The following is a 19,349-nucleotide window of genomic DNA, read 5'->3' as shown; positions in this document are numbered from 1 at the left end:
GGCGTAATCATGTCAAACCGATTGTTTACCATGATTAAATCGTTTGTGATCCCTATACTTGCTATCGTTATATTACTTGTTGTTGCTGGTTATGCCTTATCAGGTTGTCAAGGCGGGCAGACAAAGTCGATTCAAGACCGTTATCCACTTGAATCTGTTGCCAAGGAAGGTAAACAAGAATCTTACGTGTATAGGGCCGCCAATCGGTCAGTTCCTGAAGTAGCGAAGGAACTCATTAACGAAAGAGAACCGAAGCAAGCATCTAAAGAAGACGAAAATCAAATGTTCCTCGTTTATTCTGATAAGATTTATAACCTGCAAAAGGATAAAGAGAAACCATCTGATACGTTAATTGAAATAAGTAATAAAGAATTTGTCCGTCAAAATTACCAACCGTCCTTCTTGCAAGGATATATTATGGGTAGCATATTAAACGATATATTCGGTTCACGAAAATCATCATACGGTGATTATCGAGGATATAATGACAGACAAAATCATAAACCAGTTATTCCAGAGAGACCACCTACGAAAGAAGAAAAGAAAACCCCACCTCCAATTACGAAGGAAGGGAAAGGGTCTATCATTAAGCGAGGCGATAATGTAGATTCGAAACCATCAGTAGGTGATAAGGGAAGTATTACTGAAAAAGGAAGTAATACGACGCCCCCACCTTCTACTGGAAGCAAGGGTAAAATTACAAAAACACCAGGCGGTTCAAGCGGATCAGATGTGAAGCCAAAATCATCTATTAAAACGCCGCCAAGGAATACATCTCCTCCGAAAACGAGGGTCGGTGGTTCAGGAAAAATTACGAAGAGAAGATAGTGTAGAGACCGAAAAGTGGAATTTGCTTTTTGGTCTTTTTTGTTATGGGAATTAATTCCTCTCAGGTGGTACGATTTAGGCATAAGGGAGGAAGTAAAAATATATCAGCGATTATTGAAATATATCGACTTACCGACAAAAACTGATAACGATAGCAACTTAATAATAAAAAGAGGGTGTGCCAAAATTTTGGCACACCCTCTTTTTCATAACGATTAATGAATATCACGTTTCTTAAAGTTACCGCCTTTTACTTCTGCTACGTCATAAACTGTAATAAAGGCATGTGGATCGATTTCATTAATAAGTTCTTTCATTTTACTTTCTTCTAAACGGTTAATTACACATGAAATTTCTTTAAACTTCTCTCTTGAATAACCACCGTATACTTCGTTATATGTTGCACTTCGGCCTAAACGATCGCGAATTGTTTCTACCATTAATTCAGGCTCTTTTGTAATAATTTTAAATGCTTTTGAACCACTTAAACCAACTTCAACGATATGAATCACTTTCGAAGCGATAAAGTAAGCAATTGCCGAAAGGATAGCTCCTTGCAGGCCGAATACCGTTGATACGAAAATAAATACGAACATGTTTAAGAATAAAATAAGGTCACTCGTTCCAAATGGTAACTTACGAGAAAGTAATACAGCAAGCATATCGATTCCATCTAATGCCCCACCGTTACGTAATGCTAGTCCCATACCAAAACCGATGATAATACCACCAACAACTGTAACTAATAATGTATCGCCTTCAATAATAGCTGGTATTCCGTGCATGACAACGGTACCTATTGCTAATGAAGCAATCCCGATAATGGAATAAATAGCAAAGCTTTTACCGATTTGCTTATATCCTAACCAAACGAAAGGAATGTTAATAACTGCGATTAGAGCTCCTAATGGCAATCCAAATAATCTTGAACTAACGATACTTAAACCAGTTACACCACCGTCTGATACGTTATTTGGAATTAATACTGCTTCTAATCCGTACGCTGTGATAAATGCCCCAATAATAATCATCAAAGCTTTTGAAGCAATTCTTAGCTTATTGGGCTTGTTTTTGATAATTTTCTCCATGTAATTTCCTCGTTTCAAACTAGTTTCTTATTTGTTACGTAATTCACACCTAAATTTTATTTTAACATTTAATTTGAAAAAATTCTCCTTTAATGGATGTATGCAGGGAATATTATCACCATATTATCTTTAAAATATTTTTGAAATCAGTATAAGAAATCCCATCCTTTCAAAGGATGGGATGCTATTAAGAAAATATAAAACTAAGTACTGATATGAATAAAGCGAAACCTAAAATAGTTCCACATATTTTCATATGGCGCTTACGTCCCATTACGACAATCGCAACATATTCACGAATCATTGCGTTAGGCCAGTAATAAAATGCAGTTTTTGACCCGATTCCTTGGCTATTAAGACCAGCTTGTCTAGCGTATATACCAGCGCGGAAAAGGTGGAAATTATTCGTTGTAAAAATACTTTTATATTTACCTTCAGGTTTTAAAGAATCCATAATTTCTTTAGAGAACAACATGTTTTGATATGTGTTTACAGAGCGATTTTCCTGGACTGTATGTTCAAGAGGAATTCCTTTTTCAACAGCATAATTTTGCATTGCTTCTGCCTCTGGAAGACCTTCATCTGGACCTTGACCACCAGAGAAAATAATTGTCGGTGGTGTATTTACAGCTGCTTGTTTCCAATAGAAGTCGATAGCTTTATTAATGCGGCTTGCAAGTAAGGGTGGTACTTTATCATTAATTAAGCCACTACCAAGAACGATAATGAAATCTTGATTACGTCTTGGTCTGTTAAATTGGTATAAAAAATAAGCGCTTAAGAAGTTAGATAAGTGTATAAAGAAATAGAAGCTTATAAGAGAAATAGCTGCGAAAATAGGCTCTAAATGCGATGAGACCAAACTTGCTGGATTTATGATAGGGAGTAACATAAAGAATAACATCCCTAAAGCAGCAAGGAGTGTTAAACAGTTAGTGAACCGTCTTCCTTCTCGCTTCATTAAAATTCTAGCATTAAGAAATAGCCCAAACATTAAAGCAACAATACCGAAAGGAAGCATAATAAGAAGTGCTAAAATAGGTAAAATTATAATATAGCGTAGGACATCACTACTTGAATTCACAGATATAATCACACAAAAAAGAAGGAAAAAACAGACAAAGGAATTAAATAAAAAGCCGTTTATTATTTTCCGCGGATCTTTTAAATATGAGATAAGAAAAATAATAAACAATATAAGAGGAATAATTCCAAAATACAGCATAAATATAGTACACCTCAACTTGTATAAGAATTTGACATACCTTTTATATTACATGATTTTATAAGTGAAAATGAAAGAAAAAGGATTTTGAATTTTCTCAATAAAATATATGGATACATATGTTACAATATATTCAAAGCGATATATTAAAAGTAAAATGGTTGAAAAGGCACTCAGTAGAGTGCTTTTTCTTTTTGTATGCAATTGTGCATATTATATTTTTTTTCAAATGAAGAGGATTACAATATAAGTTGTAGACAGACTTTATAAAGCAGAATTTAATACAAACATTTCCCTCTACTTTTTGTATCTAACAATCGTATAACAATAAATAATTCTGTTTTATAGTGTCTGTTTTTGAAAGGTGTCTTTTTTGAAGGCATCTTTTTTTGTTAGTATAGATAGTTTTCACTGTTAGCACAGTGTAAACTATCTATACTAAACATTAGCAATCTTCCGTATAAATATTATCAATTTACTATATATTCCAGTGGTGTTAACCTACATATGAAAGGCTTTCTTTTTCAAAATATTACCCCTAATAAAATTTTGAAGAAGTCAACTGTCTCCAAACTTGTCTTTATGCTTAAAGAAAAAGCACTCAAATTGAGTGCTTTTTCTTATTGAAACATGCTATTTTTCTAGGCGATTTTCATAAAATAAAAGTAAAGAAATGAAAGTGGGTGACAAAATGCCGGCAGTTGTGGAAGGTGTTATTATTGAAAACTGCAATGGAACAATTAATGTAGGTGACAAATATAACGTACAGCCGATTGAAAAGACGAAGGCTTATAATGGATCGGGATCATCAAATACAGGAATGAAAGTACAAACGTTTAGCGGGATTAGTACAGCTGATGTATGGGATAATGATGCGAATGATCAGGGGATACAGTTTACTTTATAGTACAGTATGTAAAATTGCATAAAATGATGAACTTGTCCTGTGCTACAATCTAGCTGTGAGCTGTTAATGATTCTTCTGTAGTATAGTTGTTAGATTAGAAATATAACATCTTATCGAAAATCATACGTAAAAAAAAGACACTTCAAACGAAGTGTCTTTTTTTAACTTAGTGATACCCTTTAGCAGAGTCTTTATGAATTTTATTTTTAAAAAGACTGTAGCTCCAAAGCTGATATCCAATAACGATTGGTACCATGACCATTGCAACGAAGAACATAATTTTTAAGTTTAATTGACTACCAGCTGCGTTGTATAACGTTGTACTGTATGCATCGTTAATACGAGATGGTAACATTCTTGGGAACATACCTGCAAAGCCAGTTGTCATAAACATTGCGATTGTTAGGCAAACGAATGTGAATGCAAGGCCAATTTTATGTTTGTACACCATAATTAGTGCGAGTACACTCATTAGCATTGCAAGTACTGGAAGAATGAATAGTACCGGATATTCTGTAAAGTTTTGGAATAAGTTTGTTCTATTAGCAGTTGCTACATAGAAAATAGCTAAAATGATAGCAGCTGCCATTGAAAATGGTCTTGCGATTTTATAAGCACGATCAGATACTTCACCAGTCGTTTTAATCATGACCCAAAGGGCACCGGATACGACAAATATAGCAGTGAAGAAAAGACCACCTAATATACCGTAATGGTTTAGTAAGCTAAGTAAATTTCCTTCATAGCCATTTTTTCCGATTTGTAGTCCGTAATACAAGTTAGCGAATGTAACACCGAATAAGAAGGCGATTAGGAAACTGCCAATTGCAAATGCCCATTTACAAGTTTTTTGCCAAATTGGTGAATCATCTTTATGCATGAATTCCAGTCCAGCGGCACGAGCAAATAGTGCAAGTAATACTAAGAATAACGGTGTATATAAATAACTAAACATATTAGCATACGTGACTGGGAAGGCAGCAAATGTTGCGCCACCAGCTGTAATTAACCATACTTCATTACCGCCCCAGAACGGGCCAATTGCTTCTTGTAATTGATTTCGTTCTTGTCGATCTTTCGTAACGAAGGGAAAAATCATTCCGTTACCAAGTGCATACCCGTCAAGAATGAAGTAAACTGTCCAAATCACGCCCCATAAACCGAACCAGATGATTGCAAGCATATCATGAGACATGAGCCACACCTCCCTCAGTAGCAGGTTCTTCTAATGCGGCAGGTCCTTTTTTCGCAAACTTCAGCATTAAATATACGTCTGCGATTAAAAGTAAAGTGTAGAACAAAATTAAACTAATTAATGAGAACCAAATTTGCGGAACGGATATAGGTGATACAGATTCTGCTGTACGCATTAGTTTATATACTGTCCATGGCTGGCGACCTACTTCAGCGACGATCCATCCTGCGTTAATCGCGATATAAGGAAGTAAGACAGACCATATTGTAATTTTTAAATAACGTTTTGAGTTTTCTAGTTTTCCTTTTCGGTTTAAATAGAAGCCATACCAAGTTAATGCCATAAAGAACATACCGAGTGCAACCATTAAGCGGAAGCTATAATACACGAGGTTAACATTTGGACGTTCATCTTTCGGAATATCCTTTAAACCAACAATTTCGCCATCAAATGAGTTTGTATAGAAGAAGCTTCCGAGTTTTGGAATCGTAAGGAATTCAAAATTCTTCTCGTTTTTTACATCAGGAATTTGAACAATTGAGAAGCCTTGTCCTTTTCCGGTTTCCCAAACTGCTTCCATCGCAGCTCCTTTTGCGGGTTGATATTTAGCCGCTGATACACCAGATTGATGTCCCATAAACGGTGTAATTGTTGCGGCGAATAAGCCTAACATTAAGCCGAACTTAAATGATTTTTTGAAGAATTCAACTTCATTTTTACGTAATAAGTGATAGGCACTAATTGCCATAACGAAGAAAGCACCAACAATATAACAACCAACTACAGTATGGAAGAACATATTCCAAGCGTATGGATTCGTAACGAGTGCCCAGAAATCATTTAATTCAGCGCGGCCGTTACGTACTACGTAGCCAACAGGGTTTTGCATAAAGCCGTTTGCTGTAATAATCCAAAGGGCAGAAATGTTTGTTCCAAGTGCAACCATCCACATGCAGAAGGCACGGAACTTTGGTGAAATTTTGTCTTTACCGAATAACCATATTCCCATGAAAGTAGATTCTAAGAAGAAGGCAACAAGTGCTTCGATTGCGAGAGGTGATCCGAAAATGTCTCCCATATATTTGGAGTACTCAGACCAGTTTGTTCCAAATTGGAATTCCATCGTAATCCCGGTTATAATCCCCATTACGAAGTTAATTGTAAATAATTTACCCCAGAAATTTGCCATTTTGCGGTATGTTGGATTCAATGTGCGGGCGTATTGAGTTTCCATACATGCTACTAAAATGACAAGTCCGATTGTCAAAGGTACAAATAAAAAGTGATAAAAAATAGTAATTGCAAATTGAAAACGACTCAGTAACAGAACGTCGGACATAATGAATATTCACTCCTTTTTTACATTATCTACAATCAGTTTATAGTGAAAATACGTTTAAAGTATGTGAAACTTGTTACAAAGCTGTGTGTATATTTTGAAAGAATTATGTCGATTATCTGAAAATATCTTATTTTTACTATAAAGCGATATCCTTTTTGAGTTTTTCATATTTTGGTACACTATTTATGTAGTGTAAACGAGAGAAAAGAGGGTCCTTTACTATGAAGTCATTAGAAGAGATTTTGCAGTACAATGAGAAATTTGTTGAAGAGAAAAAATACGAAGAGTATGAAACAGGAAAATTCCCGAATAAAAAAATGGTAATTATTTCTTGTATGGATACACGACTTGTTGAATTATTACCAAAAGCAATGAATATGCGTAACGGTGATGTGAAAATTATTAAGGTAGCAGGAGCTGTTATCTCACATCCATTCGGAAGTATTATGCGTAGTATTTTAGTTGCTGTATATGAACTTGGTGCTGATGAAGTTTGTGTAGTTGGTCACCACGATTGCGGTATGGCAAAAATTCAGGCAAGCAGTACAATTGAGAAGATGAAAGAGCGCGGTATAACAAATGAGAAATTAGATACACTCCGTTATTCTGGAATCGATTTAGAAAGATTCCTACAAGGGTTCTCTAGTGTAGAAGAAAGTGTAGAACATAGCGTATCGATACTTCGCAACCATCCGTTACTTCCAGAAGAAGTACCTGTTCACGGTCTTGTTATCGATCCTGAAACAGGAAAATTAGATTTAGTTGTGAATGGTTACGACAATTAAGAATTTACTTTGTCATCCTTTTTATCTGGGACAGGATCAAATCCTCCCGGGTGGAAAGGGTGACATTTTAATATACGCTTACAAGTAAGCCAAAAGCCTTTGAATGCACCATGTTTTTGAAACGCCTCTAATCCGTAATGAGAACAAGTCGGATAAAAACGGCATGTTGGTGGTGTCATCGGAGAAATGAACTTTTGATAAAAGCGTATAATCCCAATAAAAATCTGTTTCATAACGGTCTCCTTTTCAGCATATTCTTAAAGTATTATAGCACGACTGTACATAATACTTTACTAATGTGCATTTCCGTTATATCATATTGGATATAACGGAATTAAATTAAAAGCGGGAGAGATGTTGTATGCCATCAGTAGAAAGCTTTGAATTAGATCATACGATTGTAAAGGCACCTTATGTAAGACATTGCGGAGTTCACAATGTAGGTAGTGACGGTATTGTAAATAAATTCGATATTCGTTTCTGCCAACCGAATAAACAAGCAATGAAACCAGATGTTATTCATACGTTAGAACATTTATTAGCATTTAATTTACGTAAATATATTGATCGTTATCCGCACTTTGATATTATCGATATTTCACCGATGGGCTGCCAAACAGGATATTATCTTGTAGTAAGCGGAACACCGACAGTACGAGAAATTATTGATTTATTAGAACTAACATTAAAAGATGCGGTTCAAATTACAGAAATTCCAGCTGCAAATGAAACACAATGTGGTCAAGCGAAGCTTCACGATTTAGAAGGAGCACAACGCTTAATGAACTTCTGGTTAAGCCAAGATAAAGATGAACTTGAGAAAGTGTTTGGATAAGAAGAAAAACTGCCTGTGAAAGGGCAGTTTTTTTATTGTGCTAAGAGCGACCATACTCTTCTTTTTTATGAAAATATATTAGATACTCCAACATATAAAACAAAGGCAGAACCGAGAAAATAAACAAATGCTTTTGCTTTTTCCTGTTTCTTCATTTCATCAATTCCAAAAAGGATAAACATAATACTTAAAAGGATAAACACGTAAGGTAAAAGAATAGTGAAGTTTGCAAAGAAGCTAAATAGGGCGAGAGAAAGAGCGATAGTGGCGATTATAATTCGAATGTTTTTTAACATGGAATCCCCCTTAGTAGAAAGACATAGTTACTGAGAGAAAATAATTATAAATGCTAAATTGGTCAAAATTTCATTCTACATGTAGTGAAAGTAGTTCGATATTAAGAAGAAGAATATAAGACCAGAAACGAAAAAATACGGGATATTCATTGATTTTCGTCCGGATTTTAATTCATTAATTCCTAGAAGAATAAAGGAACAACTGAGAATAAATTGTAAGTATGGAAGAAGTGAAAAATTATCGGTAACATCGATATAAGTGCTTAGAATGAGTAAGAGAAGCATGAGAAATGCTAAAAAACTCCGTAATATAGTTAGAGTTAGCATTGTATAGCCTCCTTTAGACCATTTATCGGAATATTTCTGTGAAACCAATAAATAAAGCAGCGGCTCCTGCTAGTAGAGCGAGCACACTACCTCCTGTTTGCCTCTTTAATATTTCCTCTAAACTTATGGTGAGGGCCATAACTCCTAAAGAGATAAACATATACGGCATTATTTCTCTATTACTAGTAAAAAATCCATAGATTGCTATAGATAAAGCAATAAGTGATAAAGTAATCCGTACTCCTTTTAGCATGCATGTACCTCCTTTTATTTGATATAGCTAATGATGAGAACAATCCAAATGAAAGCACCGGCAATAATACAAATAAGTCCAGTTGCTGATTCCTTTTTCTTTATTTGTTCAAATGCGATGAGAAACATTAAAGCCCCTAATAGAAATTGTGAAAGAGGTAAAAAATTATTTTGACCTGTATATAATCCAATTGCCGACATAACGATCACAGTGAGTGCTACTATGATGCGAAGTATATTAGGAATTCTCCTTATTCTTTTTTGTATAAGGATTGTCTTCTAGTTTATCGACGGAATGTTTATAAGCATAGCCTTTATTAATTGTCATGATGGAGAGTACGAGGATGATTAGGACGATGATAATACCGATAATTAATATTTTGAACATAAAATCCCTCCTTTTCTTTATTTTACATAATTTTGTAATTGATGAAAACAATAGAAATTAAAAGGATGAAAGAAGGGTGTTACATGGAGACGAAAAAAACATATTATATATCAATAGGAAACGGTCAAATTTCACAAGTGAAGACGGCGGATACGTATAATTTTGAGATTTCCGCAAATGATGAGGAAATTACGGAATTAAGAGAGCACTTCGATCAAGCATATGTAGAAGATTTAGGTTCATTTGTACGCTCCCACGTTCCATTTGTTGAGTATCATCACGATTCAAATAATGACCGATATGATGAACAACTACAAAAAGCATATAAAATGATTTACGATTTAGGAAATCATGAGACGAAAGAATTAGTCGCGCAAATGGGAATAATCAATGGATTGTAATTGGATAATATTATGCAGAAAAGCGAGAATATGCTACAATTTGTGGTAGGAAAAACTTGTAACCATCAATAGGGGAGTAATGGCATGTACAAATTTAAAGATTATTACCACAACACTGTACAATTATCGTTTGAACGTTATCCATTTTCTCCTGAGCCAAAGCATGTTTGGGTTGTATGCCGGTACGGGGATCAATGGTTATTAACGCATCATTTACGTCGCGGTCTTGAATTTCCGGGTGGTAAAGTAGAACTAGGGGAAACACCGGAAGAAGCGGCAGTTCGAGAGGTTCATGAAGAAACCGGCGGCATAGTTTCTGATTTAACTTACTTAGGACAATACAAAGTATCTGGAAAAGACAAAATAATCATTAAAAACATTTATTTTGCAACAATTAGTACGGTAGAAGAACATACGCATTACGAAGAAACGAAAGGGTCTGTTTTATTAAAAGACATTCCTGACAACATTAAAACGAATAGAAAATTTAGCTTTATAATGCGCGATGACGTATTAGCGCGTACGATGAAACATATAGAAGAAATCGGCTGTTTTACGAAGTAAAGTAGCCGGTTTCTTTTTTTGTATGTAAGAATAAATGTAAATATATCTTTACATTATTTTGGGTATATTATACAATTTTGTAAAGAAATATTTACATTTTAGGAGGGGGAAGATGGATAAAAGAAAAGAAACGACTGTTACTGTTTCGATGGTTAAATTAAACTTTTCTTTATTTTTTATAATAATTGCTTTGTCGTTTGGAATTGGTTATTTGCATATATTTCTTTCAGGTGGGGTTCAAGTCGAAGTTACATTATTAACGATGTTTCTTTTTATTATCGCAATGATTGTTCTCGTTTGTATTCATGAAGCGATACATTTAATTGGCTTTCGCTATATCGGAGGTGTTCCGTGGAGTGAACTAAAATGGGGCGTTAATTGGAAATTAGGTGTTGCATATGCTCATTCTAAACAGGCGGTTACAGTAAAGCAAATGAAGAAAGTGTTAATGCTTCCGTTTTTACCAACTGGAATTTTGCCAATTGTATTGGGATTAGCTATGAATCTGGAGCCACTCTCATTTTTAGGAATTCTACTAACAGCAGGGTGTATCGGCGACATTGCCGTATATCAAAAAGTTTCAAAGTTTCCAGATGATGCGCTAGTAAAAGATCATCCGAGTAAACCACAGTTTACAGTATATGAATAATAAAGAAAGAGGAGGCGTTTTTGAATAACTGCCTCCTCTTATTATTTTTTGTCGGTGAATCAATATATTGTGAAAATTGTTGATATAATTTAATTACTATTATTGTATTTTTATCTCCACCTCTAAAAACGAAAGCACCTCCAACAAATCATCTACGATACGTGAATGCTTAAAATCACCCCAAAACGAATCTTTTTTCCAAACACCAAGAATCCCTACTTGTTCAGAACCAAGCACATCGTTTTCTGGATGATCTCCAACATAAAGACATTCTTCTGCCTTAACATCTAGTCTTTGCAAAGCACGTTCGAAAATTTCAGGGTGAGGTTTTTTTATTCCTTCAGCTTCTGAAACGAGAATGGTGTTTGTATACGTATGTATATGTAGTGCTCGAAGGTTGCTCATCTGAAATTCAGTAAAACCATTTGTGATAATACCAATTTTAATGTTTCGCTGTTTTAACTGTTGAAGTAGTTCATGCGTGTTTTTGAAAGGAATACAATGATGTTGGAAGTTTGTAATATAGTCGTGTAGTAGTTGCTCTTGCGTTAAAGTAGTAATGTTGTATTCGGAAAGGAGAGTAGCATATACTTTATCCTTCCACGTATAGCCATTATTATCGAGTTCAAGAAATCGAGAACAATACTCTGATTTCTCTATGCTCTTCAAATGTGAGGCGAAGCGATTATATTGCTCACAAATAAATTGTTCTAAAGATTGGCGCCGATCTAATAGTGTTCCATCTAAGTCGAATAGGATTGCACGAATCATGGGAAGCCTCCTTGCAGTTTTTATAATTAATTATCGCATATTCGCAAAAAAATGATTATGATATTTTGTAGAATGGAATAATGGGGGATTGTATGAAGAAACTGTATGGCAAGTTAGTGTGTTGTATTATAGCAAGCGGTTTAGTTGCAGGATGCGATAGTGCTATCGAGGTTACAAAAGAAAAAGAAATTTGTAAAACAGAAGAAGAGTGCACGCAAATAGGAGATAAAACATTACAAAAAGTATATAAAAAGATAGAGGGACTTTCAGAACTTGAAAAAGTAGAGGATTATGACATAGAAGAGTATGAAAGTATGAATATGAAAGAGGCGGAACAGAAAAAAGAAGAGGATGACAATTACTTCTTTTTAGCTTCTTATTATATCGATGATGATGAAATTGTAGATCCTTATTTTGAGAAATTGGATCGTAAGAGATTGAATAAAGTTTTTGCAGATGACGAAGTAGCAAAAGATGATTTGTTAAGTCAGCGACAAGATAGAGAGTATCATGAAACCTTATGGGACATGTATCGCACTCTCGTCCCAGTGAAATATCGTGAGAATATAACAGGATTTGGTCTAATAACGGATGGTTATGATGGCGTTGTTGCCCATGTCATGCCAAGTATAGATGACCCGAGAGATTGGGTGCTTAGTTTAGACGTGCTGGATTCTGGGGTGAATATAGATGAAGTGATGAAAACATTAATTCATGAAACGGCTCACGTATTAACGATTGGACATAAACAAGTACCAGTGGATAGAAAGTATTTAGAGGCGTTTGATGAAGAGAAAGACATTTCATCATATCGAAATAAATGTAAAACGGTGTTCTTGAAAAATGGATGTGCGAGAAAAACTTCGTATATTAACCAATTTTATAATGAATTTTGGAAACCAATTGAGCAAGAGTGGACAGAAAAGAAAGTAGAAGAAAGTGAAGAGGCACAAATTGAATTTTATAAAGAAAAGCATGATGATTTTGTATCGCTATATGGAACAACAAATGTAACGGAAGATATCGCAGATACATTTACAGCGTTCATTTTGCAAGATTCAAAAAAGGTGAAAGAAGGAACAGAGTTAAAATATAAGAAAATTGCTTTCTTCTATCAGTTCCCTGAGCTTGTAAAAATGAGAGCGGAAGTGCTGTCGGGATTATATGATGTTTCAAAAACGATAGAACAACAAAGTGGAGACTAATGTGAGTTATGCTTTCGATATAGTTTCGTTAAAGAAAAGCGTGAAGAATTTTTAATTCTTTGCGTTTTTTTATGTTGATAAAATTGAAAATTCTGTATTTTTATCAAAAAGAAGAAGGAACTGGAGGCACAAAAGAGAATTAGTATAAAAATGTCACAATTTAGACACAATTATAATGCGCGTGTTGTAGGGACTATAAGTTTACTCTCGAGGAGGTAATGAAACGTATGAAAACGATTCTTGCTGTTGCTGGTCTCATTTGGGTAATGTCTCACGGTTTTCCGATTTTTGAAGGGGAGCAAATTCGTAGTGCTTTGAATGAAAAGTTTAATGATTATCATGTGATAGATCGAAAAGATAATGTCGTTACAGTACGTGTGAAAGACTGTTTCCATACAGTTACGGTTGCGGATGGAAACATTACAAATGAAATGAAAATGTGTGATAAAAGGTAAAAGAAAGAAGCTGACTATAGCGCACTGTTTTGAGTCAGCTTCTTTTTCTTTTTCCAATTAGAATTTTTTCAAATGCCTCAACAAATACATACATAAGAGTTGCAAGAACACATGTGAGTAGTACGCTAAGTAAGACGAGTGTGAAGTTAAAGACTTGGAATCCGTAGCTAATTAAGTAGCCAAGTCCTTGTTTGGAAACGAGAAGTTCTCCGAAAATAACACCGACCCAGGATAAACCAACATTTACTTTTAACGTTGAGATAATTGCTGGAAAGGATGCAGGGAGAACGACTTGCTTATAACATTGCCATTTATTTGCGCCAAATGTATCCATCACTTTTATATAGTTAGAATCGACTTCTTGAAATGCACTGTAAATAACGAGAATGGTAATGATGATGGAAATGATTACTCCCATTGCGATAGAAGATGAAATGTTTGGACCGAAAATAACGATGATGATTGGACCGAGTGCAACTTTTGGCATTGCATTTAGGACGACGAGGTAAGGATCAAGTACGCGGGCTAGAAGTGGCATCCACCAAAGAAACGTGGCAATAATAGCACCGAGTACCGTTCCGAGAATGAAACCTACTCCTGTTTCCAGCAATGTCGTCCATATGTGGACCCAAAGTGAACCGTCGATCCATTTCGTTAAGAAGAGATCCCAAATACTCGAAGGAGAACTAAAGAGTAAAGGATCGATCCATTCTTTTTTGCTAGCTATTTCCCATAGTGCAAAGAAAAGAATAAGTAGTAAAAGCTGTAGTGAGCGAGCAATCCAAGCACGCCTGCGTTCTTTCTTTCGAAATTGTTCATGTAGTTGTTTTATATTATCCAAGTCGTTCCAGCTCCTTCCATATATCTTGAAAGAGGGCTGGGAAATCGTAGTGATGGCGTGCTTCTAACGGTGATAAAGAACGGATACTTTCCGGGACGATAAAGGTTTTCGCGATTTTTCCAGGATTCGCTTGAAGTAAATAAATACGATCACTCATCGCAATCGCCTCTTCAATATCGTGAGTAACAAGTAGTGATGTTTTCTTATATTTATTTAGTAAGTTGAAAACGAGTTCTTCTAGTTTTAATTTCGTTTGATAATCGAGTGCGGAGAATGGTTCATCTAGTAATAAAATTTTCGGATTAGTTGCTAACGTTCGAACGAGAGCAGCACGTTGACGCATACCGCCGGATAGTTCACGAGGATATTGTCCTTCTACCCCATGTAGACCGACTTGCTTTAAAAGGTTTAAAGTATGTTCTTTCATTTGTTCATCATAAATTCTTCGAATATGAAGTCCAAGCATAATATTTTCTTCAATCGTTTTCCACGGGAATAAGTAATCTTGCTGCAACATATATCCCATAGATGATGTTTTCGTTGTAATTGGTTCACCATCTAAAAAGACAATACCATCAATTGGATCAAGTAACCCAGCAATGATTGAGAGGAGCGTTGTTTTACCGCAACCACTTGGGCCGAGTATAGAAATAAATTCGCCTTCTTCCACTTGTAAGCTCATATCTTCAAGAATAAGTTTGGCATTCTCTTTTGCAAAAAAGCAGTGAGAAACGTTACGTATTTGTAAAAAACTCATACACTTCGCCTCTATTTCTTAATAACGCTTTCGGCAATTTTTGTATTGACGAGCGCTTCATGTGGGACTTCTTTTTGTAATTCACCAGCGTCTTTCATAATCGTTTGGAGCTGTTTCCATTCTTCCGCATCTAGTAGTGGATTTGTCGCATAAGAATGTTGCTTTTTATACCGTTCAATTACTTTTACTGTAATGTCTTTTGAAGTGTCTTTAAATAGCGGGGAAACAGCATCAGCAATCTCTTCTGGACTATGTGTATCAACCCATTGCTGTGCTTTATAGAGCGCACGTGTGAACTTTTCAGCAGCAGCTTTATCTTTCTTTAAGAAACTTTCTTTTGCCATGAATGTTGTATAAGGAACAGTACCAGATTCATTTCCGAATGAAGCGACGATATAACCTTTACCTTCTTTTTCGAATATGCTTGCAGTCGGTTCAAAGAGCTGGACAAACTCTCCTGTACCAGATGCAAAGGCATTTGCAATATTAGCAAATTCGATATTTTGAATTAAGTTCGTATCTTTGCGAGGATCAATGCCATTTTTCTTTAAAACGTATTCCCCAACCATTTGCGGCATGCCGCCTTTACGCTGTCCTAAAAATGTAACACCTTTTACGTCATTCCAATTAAAAGAGTCTAGTTTTTTACGTGAAACTAAAAATGTCCCATCTGTTTGTGTAAGTTGTGCAAAGTTAATGACAGGGTCTTTCGCTCCTTGTTGATGAACGTAAATAGATGTTTCAGAACCGACGAGAGCAATATCAATTCCGCCAGATAATAGGGCGGTCATCGTTTTATCGCCACCAGCTGTTGTTTGTAGGTCAATATTTAGTCCTTCATCTTTAAAAAATTCTTTTTCAATCCCGACATATAATGGGGCATAGAAGAGAGAATGGGTAACTTCGCCGACGCGAATGTTTTGGGTTTGTTCTTTCGTACTTTCTTTTTTACTACTACAAGCAGCAAAAGTAAAAACAGCTAGTAACATGATGCAAAAAATCGCGATTAATTTTTTCACTATATAACACCTCCCAGAAGTCACTCTACAAGCATGATATGTAGGTAAGTGCCCATATGTGAGTGTAGATAGCAGGAATTTTTTTGGAGGTAAAGAAGTACAAATATAAGGGGTGATAAAATGGAGTACGAATACGATGATAGCGTACATTTACATCTTGATTATTTCGGGACAGAATGTGATATGGAATCGATTGCTTATAAGAGGAAGAATGAAGACGTATGGGATGTGTATTTTAATTTTGGAGTATACGGTATTCAGAAAGACGATGTAGAGTTAGGTAGGTTTATGGATGAATATGCCGGTTATTACGTTTTTTCTGTACATGCTCGCGATCTTAGTTGGGAATTTGGAAGTGCCCAGTTTGAAGAGTGGGTTTTGAAAAATCGGATAGTAGAAAAAACGCTACAAAAATAGGAGGAATTTTGTGATTGGATTTCTCATCTTATTATTTATTTTTGTGGCCGGATTTTTTATTATGCAAATGCTTATTTACCGATTTGCAAAGAAAAACATCCATAAATATACAAAAATAAAATGGTTTCATATGTGGCTACATATGAATATGAAAAAAGCCCGAGATTAGATTTTTTTGATTTTGTAGTTACAGTACTCGTATGTATCGTATGGAAAATATGGCTGCTTCCTTTTATATAATACACATGCTAATCATCTTCTCTTTTATCATAAAATAACGAAAAGAACCTGTCTTGTGGCGGGTTCTTTTCGTTATAGTAATAGTTGTAAAAAACTTGCATTTATACATAAAGCAGTGAGTGGTGTTGTGAAAGATATTTTGACAAATACAGAAACACATACATACGGAATTAAAGTGTAATTACAGAATGGACAAATTGGCCGTGTGTAAAGTGTGGGGAATAAGAAAGAGGTCGTCCAACGGTGGACGACCTCTTTCTTATTATGCTTGGTTAGTGCGGAAGAATGGAAGTTTCTGCACAATGTGAATTAATCCGTATGCAAGAATTAAGCACATAAGAGGATTAATGAAAAATCCATAGCGATTAATTGCTAAGAATAAGTTTGAGAAGATAATGTAAATAATAGAACTTGCTACTAGCATCATAACGCGTTTATGTTTAAATGAATTTAGCATGAAGCAGAAGCTGCTCAAGAATGTACCGATGATAAACACTCTATGACATAGTTGCATAAAGTTGTGAATACGGTATTGGTCTACAGCAGGAGCTGTTTTGAATAATTCAATTGTTTTACCGACAGTGAACCAAGAGAACCAATAAGTGAAGTCCGTCTTAAATCCGTTCTTGATTAATTCTTTTGCGTATGCACCTTTGTCATCTAAGCCTTTAGCCCTCATTTCATTTACTATATTTTCATATCCAATTTTATTAAATGGATCTGCACCGGCAATTAGTGGATCTGCACCTTGGGTTGAGAATAAAATAAATTGGTTGAGTGCTAAGTAGTTACGAACAACCCATGCGCCAATAATAAAGAAAGGTCCGATAAACCATAACAATCCGATTCGAATGGAGTCTTTAAATCCATATGTAAATAACACAACAAGAACAGGAATGAGCATCATTGGAGCTGGATTTGGACGGAACATAAGTAAAATTGAAACGACAATTCCAAACCATATATGGAATTTCACTTTATTGTATTTCCATGCGAGAACAAATACATATACACATAACGCCAATAAGAATATGGATGGAACTTCTGTTAGCAATGTACGGAAGTATGTATAGTTACTTGGATAAATAGCATATAAAATACTTGCAACAATTCCATAAATGTTTTTTTCGAACAATTCTTTTCCTATTAAGAATACTAATAGCACTGTGCAAAGGTTCATGATCATGTTAATAACAGTTGCTACGTAATAGTAAGGAATTGATGTAATATCAGAAATAATCATAGCGCCAGCTAATAGTAATGGCTGACCTGGTGTAATATATGCATTTTTTCCTGGAACTTCACTAGGTTCTAAATACACATAACCAAATACACCATGTTTTAATAGTTGTTCAGCTGTTAACGAATAGTTAAAGGCATCATTTGCACCATATGTTACTTTGACTAACTCTCCATCTAATCCTGGCTGTTTTACTAAACAAAAAACGTGCAACAGGAAAGAAAGCGCCAAAATTACATATACCGCTTTAGGCAAACTCTTAAACTTAGTAAGCAAAAATGAGCAACTCCTTTTTTATTAATTCTTTCGTATTTTTATATGAAATCTTTAATAGTATTAAGGATTTCCAAAACATAGTTATTATATCATAAAGTGGAATGCTGAAATTAAGTTTTTCAAGAATGAGTAATTTGTATGCCACAATTTAACTGTTGATTAAGGGAATATTAAGACAATACATTTATGATAGAAACAAGTATGCAGACGAAATATGTAATATATGTTATTTTAATAGAAATAGTTCTTTCGATGCGGGGGAAATTAAGACATAGAAACGAGGGAATGAATTGAAGTATGGTTCTACACTTTTTCATCTTCCAAAAAGAAATATATTAATTTCTAGCATTATAAGTAGTATGGTGACTTTATTAGTAATAACTATGCTGTTTATGATTTTAAAGGTTTTCAATTTAGACATGATGAAAGATCATTTAAATCAAAAGCTTGTTTTAAGTGTTATGATGATTTTCGTATGGGGCATAACGTTTTATATTACGCATTTCAATAAAAAAGAGATGTCTATACTTAGAGCATCCCTACGAGTGCATTTTATATTATTTTTGCTAGCTCATACAGTAGCGTTATTTTATATTGTCATGCAAGTTAATATGAGTTTCATAGAGGCAATGAATTGGATTTACTTTTATAGAGGGTGTTGCAAAACTCATAAATATCCAAAAATGAATGCATAAAAAAATCCGTTTTCCTGGAAAAATGATAGTAACCGAAACTATCTCCAGAAAGGACGGATTTACTAGTATGATAACCAAATTTGATGAAAATCAATCCATTTTACAGATTTTATTTGCATACGTAGACAGTTTAACTATTGAAGGCGTTCCGCCTGTGACAGGTCGCCCACCAATCTGTAGAAAAGCCTTACTGAAATGCTTTTTCTTGAAAACTGTATTTCAAATTGACTCTTTACGCAAATTAACACGTTTTTTGCATCAATATCCTTCATTTCGTGTATCTTGTGGTTTATATTTCGTTCCTCACGTTTCTACTTTTTCACGTGTAGGTACTTGGTTTCGTGAAAAGGG

The 19,349-nt window shown here is 34.9% G+C and carries 25 protein-coding genes and 3 pseudogenes; 14 read left to right on the top strand and 14 right to left on the bottom strand.

Going from position 1 to position 19,349, the window contains the following annotated elements:
* Positions 1-9: 9 nt before the first annotated feature.
* Entirely contained in the window at positions 10-828 is an 819-nt protein-coding gene (locus tag V6946_RS25630; RefSeq protein ID WP_000071190.1) for a DUF4247 domain-containing protein, read from the top strand.
* Between the two features lie 215 nt (positions 829-1,043).
* Here V6946_RS25630 and V6946_RS25625 read toward each other — a convergent pair whose 3' ends face one another.
* A complete protein-coding gene (locus V6946_RS25625; RefSeq protein ID WP_000411245.1) occupies positions 1,044-1,916 on the bottom strand; it encodes a YitT family protein in 873 nt (290 codons plus the stop codon).
* A 187-nt stretch (positions 1,917-2,103) separates the two neighbouring features.
* Entirely contained in the window at positions 2,104-3,141 is a 1,038-nt protein-coding gene (locus V6946_RS25620; RefSeq protein WP_000965218.1) for a YdcF family protein, read from the bottom strand.
* 673 nt (positions 3,142-3,814) lie between these two features.
* Here V6946_RS25620 and V6946_RS25615 point away from each other — a divergent pair.
* Positions 3,815-4,048 carry a spore germination protein gene (locus tag V6946_RS25615; protein ID WP_002001299.1) on the top strand — a complete coding sequence of 78 codons (234 nt, stop codon included), beginning with the start codon at positions 3,815-3,817 and terminating at the stop codon, positions 4,046-4,048.
* Between the two features lie 166 nt (positions 4,049-4,214).
* On the opposite strand, the gene cydB is transcribed toward V6946_RS25615, so the two are convergent.
* Together cydB and cydA are read right to left on the bottom strand one after the other, a co-directional pair.
* On the bottom strand, positions 4,215-5,243 hold the full coding sequence (gene cydB, locus V6946_RS25610) for a cytochrome d ubiquinol oxidase subunit II (protein WP_006925605.1): 1,029 nt from the start codon (positions 5,241-5,243) through the stop codon (positions 4,215-4,217).
* The gene (gene cydA, locus V6946_RS25605) at positions 5,233-6,582 is read right to left on the bottom strand and encodes a cytochrome ubiquinol oxidase subunit I (RefSeq protein WP_001286188.1); all 1,350 of its coding nucleotides are present in this window, start codon (positions 6,580-6,582) and stop codon (positions 5,233-5,235) included. Before cydA ends, cydB begins: the two co-directional genes overlap by 11 nt.
* A 224-nt stretch (positions 6,583-6,806) precedes the next feature.
* Here cydA and V6946_RS25600 point away from each other — a divergent pair, with 224 nt between their 5' ends.
* The gene (locus V6946_RS25600; protein WP_000838169.1) at positions 6,807-7,370 is read left to right on the top strand and encodes a carbonic anhydrase; all 564 of its coding nucleotides are present in this window, start codon (positions 6,807-6,809) and stop codon (positions 7,368-7,370) included.
* Here the strand turns inward: V6946_RS25600 and yidD are convergent.
* The gene (gene yidD, locus V6946_RS25595; protein WP_000809330.1) at positions 7,367-7,603 is read right to left on the bottom strand and encodes a membrane protein insertion efficiency factor YidD; all 237 of its coding nucleotides are present in this window, start codon (positions 7,601-7,603) and stop codon (positions 7,367-7,369) included. The genes V6946_RS25600 and yidD overlap by 4 nt on opposite strands.
* A 128-nt stretch (positions 7,604-7,731) precedes the next feature.
* Here yidD and luxS point away from each other — a divergent pair, with 128 nt between their 5' ends.
* Positions 7,732-8,205, top strand: a complete 474-nt coding sequence (gene luxS / locus V6946_RS25590; RefSeq protein ID WP_001141371.1) for an S-ribosylhomocysteine lyase LuxS — start codon at positions 7,732-7,734, stop codon at positions 8,203-8,205.
* Positions 8,206-8,270: 65 nt separating this feature from the next.
* On the opposite strand, the gene V6946_RS25585 is transcribed toward luxS, so the two are convergent.
* The 4 genes from V6946_RS25585 to ytzI form a co-directional block, all read right to left on the bottom strand.
* Entirely contained in the window at positions 8,271-8,501 is a 231-nt protein-coding gene (locus tag V6946_RS25585; RefSeq protein ID WP_000916678.1) for a YczI family protein, read from the bottom strand.
* A 349-nt stretch (positions 8,502-8,850) separates the two neighbouring features.
* On the bottom strand, positions 8,851-9,081 hold the full coding sequence (locus V6946_RS25580) for a DUF3953 domain-containing protein (protein ID WP_000912059.1): 231 nt from the start codon (positions 9,079-9,081) through the stop codon (positions 8,851-8,853).
* Positions 9,082-9,095: 14 nt separating this feature from the next.
* The gene (locus V6946_RS25575) at positions 9,096-9,326 is read right to left on the bottom strand and encodes a DUF3953 domain-containing protein (RefSeq protein WP_033687460.1); all 231 of its coding nucleotides are present in this window, start codon (positions 9,324-9,326) and stop codon (positions 9,096-9,098) included.
* The gene (gene ytzI / locus V6946_RS25570) at positions 9,319-9,468 is read right to left on the bottom strand and encodes a YtzI protein (protein ID WP_000472791.1); all 150 of its coding nucleotides are present in this window, start codon (positions 9,466-9,468) and stop codon (positions 9,319-9,321) included. Before ytzI ends, V6946_RS25575 begins: the two co-directional genes overlap by 8 nt.
* 83 nt (positions 9,469-9,551) lie before the next feature.
* Here ytzI and V6946_RS25565 point away from each other — a divergent pair, with 83 nt between their 5' ends.
* The 3 genes from V6946_RS25565 to V6946_RS25555 all read left to right on the top strand — a co-directional run bounded on the left by V6946_RS25565 (position 9,552) and on the right by V6946_RS25555 (position 11,082).
* Complete coding sequence (locus tag V6946_RS25565) at positions 9,552-9,869, top strand: hypothetical protein (RefSeq protein ID WP_000448409.1); 318 nt, start codon at positions 9,552-9,554, stop codon at positions 9,867-9,869.
* 84 nt (positions 9,870-9,953) lie between these two features.
* Positions 9,954-10,433, top strand: coding sequence for an antimutator 8-oxo-(dGTP/GTP)ase (mutTA, locus tag V6946_RS25560; RefSeq protein WP_366982119.1), 480 nt, complete (start codon positions 9,954-9,956; stop codon positions 10,431-10,433).
* A 112-nt stretch (positions 10,434-10,545) separates the two neighbouring features.
* Entirely contained in the window at positions 10,546-11,082 is a 537-nt protein-coding gene (locus V6946_RS25555) for a DUF3267 domain-containing protein (protein WP_000361288.1), read from the top strand.
* Positions 11,083-11,181: 99 nt separating this feature from the next.
* On the opposite strand, the gene V6946_RS25550 is transcribed toward V6946_RS25555, so the two are convergent.
* Positions 11,182-11,853, bottom strand: coding sequence for an HAD family hydrolase (locus tag V6946_RS25550; RefSeq protein ID WP_006925596.1), 672 nt, complete (start codon positions 11,851-11,853; stop codon positions 11,182-11,184).
* A gap of 92 nt (positions 11,854-11,945) precedes the next feature.
* Here V6946_RS25550 and V6946_RS25545 point away from each other — a divergent pair, with 92 nt between their 5' ends.
* Positions 11,946-13,058: a hypothetical protein gene (locus V6946_RS25545; protein ID WP_000737819.1), complete on the top strand. Its 1,113-nt coding sequence runs from the start codon at positions 11,946-11,948 to the stop codon at positions 13,056-13,058.
* A 227-nt stretch (positions 13,059-13,285) separates the two neighbouring features.
* Positions 13,286-13,513, top strand: coding sequence for a hypothetical protein (locus V6946_RS25540; RefSeq protein WP_006925594.1), 228 nt, complete (start codon positions 13,286-13,288; stop codon positions 13,511-13,513).
* 34 nt (positions 13,514-13,547) lie between these two features.
* On the opposite strand, the gene V6946_RS25535 is transcribed toward V6946_RS25540, so the two are convergent.
* From V6946_RS25535 to V6946_RS25525, 3 genes are read right to left on the bottom strand one after another with little or no spacing between them, the layout of a single operon-like run.
* Positions 13,548-14,354, bottom strand: a complete 807-nt coding sequence (locus tag V6946_RS25535; RefSeq protein ID WP_000368771.1) for an ABC transporter permease — start codon at positions 14,352-14,354, stop codon at positions 13,548-13,550.
* Positions 14,347-15,111 carry an ABC transporter ATP-binding protein gene (locus tag V6946_RS25530; protein ID WP_006925593.1) on the bottom strand — a complete coding sequence of 255 codons (765 nt, stop codon included), beginning with the start codon at positions 15,109-15,111 and terminating at the stop codon, positions 14,347-14,349. Before V6946_RS25530 ends, V6946_RS25535 begins: the two co-directional genes overlap by 8 nt.
* A gap of 11 nt (positions 15,112-15,122) precedes the next feature.
* Complete coding sequence (locus tag V6946_RS25525; RefSeq protein ID WP_006925592.1) at positions 15,123-16,130, bottom strand: ABC transporter substrate-binding protein; 1,008 nt, start codon at positions 16,128-16,130, stop codon at positions 15,123-15,125.
* A gap of 120 nt (positions 16,131-16,250) precedes the next feature.
* Between V6946_RS25525 and V6946_RS25520 the strand changes: the two genes are divergently transcribed.
* The 3 genes and pseudogenes from V6946_RS25520 to V6946_RS25510 form a co-directional block, all read left to right on the top strand.
* The gene (locus V6946_RS25520) at positions 16,251-16,547 is read left to right on the top strand and encodes a DUF3986 family protein (RefSeq protein WP_000455580.1); all 297 of its coding nucleotides are present in this window, start codon (positions 16,251-16,253) and stop codon (positions 16,545-16,547) included.
* Positions 16,548-16,557: 10 nt separating this feature from the next.
* Positions 16,558-16,787: pseudogene (locus V6946_RS25515) on the top strand (hypothetical protein).
* Between the two features lie 109 nt (positions 16,788-16,896).
* Positions 16,897-16,968 (top strand): annotated as a pseudogene (locus tag V6946_RS25510) (DUF2196 domain-containing protein); the annotation flags it as partial.
* Positions 16,969-17,049: 81 nt separating this feature from the next.
* Here the strand turns inward: V6946_RS25510 and V6946_RS25505 are convergent.
* Positions 17,050-18,303 (bottom strand): glycosyltransferase family 39 protein, encoded by a 1,254-nt coding sequence (locus V6946_RS25505; RefSeq protein ID WP_000956221.1) that lies wholly within the window; start codon positions 18,301-18,303, stop codon positions 17,050-17,052.
* A 290-nt stretch (positions 18,304-18,593) separates the two neighbouring features.
* Here V6946_RS25505 and V6946_RS25500 point away from each other — a divergent pair.
* Positions 18,594-18,953, top strand: a pseudogene (locus tag V6946_RS25500) (LTA synthase family protein); the annotation flags it as partial.
* 112 nt (positions 18,954-19,065) lie between these two features.
* Positions 19,066-19,349: transposase (locus V6946_RS25495; protein WP_406622057.1), on the top strand; the 284-nt coding region annotated here is incomplete at its 3' end.

The sequence above is a fragment of the Bacillus sp. PPSBB_2 genome (assembly GCF_045291115.1).
In the GTDB taxonomy this organism is placed as follows: Bacteria; Bacillota; Bacilli; order Bacillales; family Bacillaceae_G; genus Bacillus_A; species Bacillus_A cereus.
This window is presented reverse-complemented; position numbering and strand designations above follow the sequence as displayed.